The organism is Methylobacterium sp. WL103, assembly GCF_008039885.1.
Lineage (GTDB): Bacteria > Pseudomonadota > Alphaproteobacteria > Rhizobiales > Beijerinckiaceae > Methylobacterium > Methylobacterium cerastii.
Genome location: NZ_VRUX01000888.1, coordinates 1 through 1,286, shown reverse-complemented (window position 1 = coordinate 1,286; position 1,286 = coordinate 1). Strand labels below are relative to the sequence as shown.

The following is a 1,286-nucleotide window of genomic DNA, read 5'->3' as shown; positions in this document are numbered from 1 at the left end:
CTCGAGCGGGCCGGCGACCCGCCCCAGCGCGAGCCGGCCGGTGGCGGCCGAGACCGCGAGCGGGGTCGTGAAGCGCGCGCCGTCCGGGCTGACCTTCAGGGCGAAGTCGTCGGCGCCGAAGGTGCCGAACAGCGCGCGCGTCGAGAACCCGGTCTGGAACGCCAGGCCGGCGTCGCGCGCCGCCGCCTGCTTGTTGAGGGTGAGCCGCACGCTGCCCGAGCCGGGCGTGATGTCGTCCCAGGAGAACAGCGCGGCCTCGGACTTCACCGCGAGGCGGTTCACGGCGTCGGCCGCGGTGCCGATTCCGAGGCGGGCGAGGTTCTGGAGCGTGGTGAAGGTGGCGCGCAGGCTCGTCCAGGCGCCGCCCGCGAAGGTGTAGAGGTCGGCCTCGTCGGCGACGTAGGCGAGCCAGCCCGGCCGGGGCGCGAGCCCGATCCAGACCCCGTCGCGGAAGCAGGCGACCTGACCCGATAGGCCCGCCCAGGCCCCGGTGGGCGCTGCCGCGACGACGAGGTAGCGGTCGCCTTCGGCCGGGGCGGCGGGCGGCGCCGCGAGGTCCTTGTCGAGGCAGGCGAGCTGCACCAGCGCATCGAGCTGCACCAGGGCCTCGTTGTGGGTGACGTGCTTCTGCGCCTGGTTGGCCGCGATCAGCGGCAGCGCGAGGTTGTGCGTGGCGTCCGACATCGGCGAGCTCTCTCCAGCAGTTCTTCCAGGGCGTCTTGCGAACGAGGCTGCCGAGGCTGCTCGGCGTCAGGCCCGGGCGACCGCCAACCGCGCGCGGGCCGCCGCACCCGGCCCGAACGCCGCCCCGACCTGCGCGACGGCCACGTCGAGCAGCGCCTGCGGCCCGCCGAAATCCGCAGCCTCGTCGGCGTAGAGCAGGCTCGGCCCGGAGGCTGTCAGCGTGCGCAGGCCGCGCCCGTCGGAGGAAAAGACCGTGACCGCGTATGCCTCCACCGCCTCGTCGAGGGGGATGTCGGCGGCCTCCCAGCCGTCGGCGTCGCGGCGGGCCCGGCGAATCCACGAGAGGCGCACGCCGCCGGGTTCGCGGCGGGCGCGCAGGTGGACCGGGCGCAGGGGCGCCAGCGCCGACAGGCCGGCCGCGGCGAAGACCTCGACGAAGGACGGGTCGCCCGGATCGCGGGCGGCCGGGCCGATCCGGTAGCGGAACCGGCGGCCGGCCTCGTCGAGGCGGTCGACCAACGGGACCACCGCGCCGTCGTCGAGCCGGACGATCAGGCTGCCGGCCGGAGCCGGGCGCGTCGCCGCCGCCTCGCTGCCGGCGA

At 76.2% G+C, this 1,286-nt stretch carries 1 protein-coding gene and 1 pseudogene; both read right to left on the bottom strand.

Annotated features, from left to right (window positions below):
* The coding region (locus tag FV222_RS26440) for a DUF2793 domain-containing protein (protein ID WP_147816086.1) at nucleotides 1-684 on the bottom strand (684 nt) is incomplete at its 3' end.
* Nucleotides 685-750: 66 nt separating this feature from the next.
* Nucleotides 751-1,286 (bottom strand): annotated as a pseudogene (locus FV222_RS26435) (hypothetical protein); the annotation flags it as partial.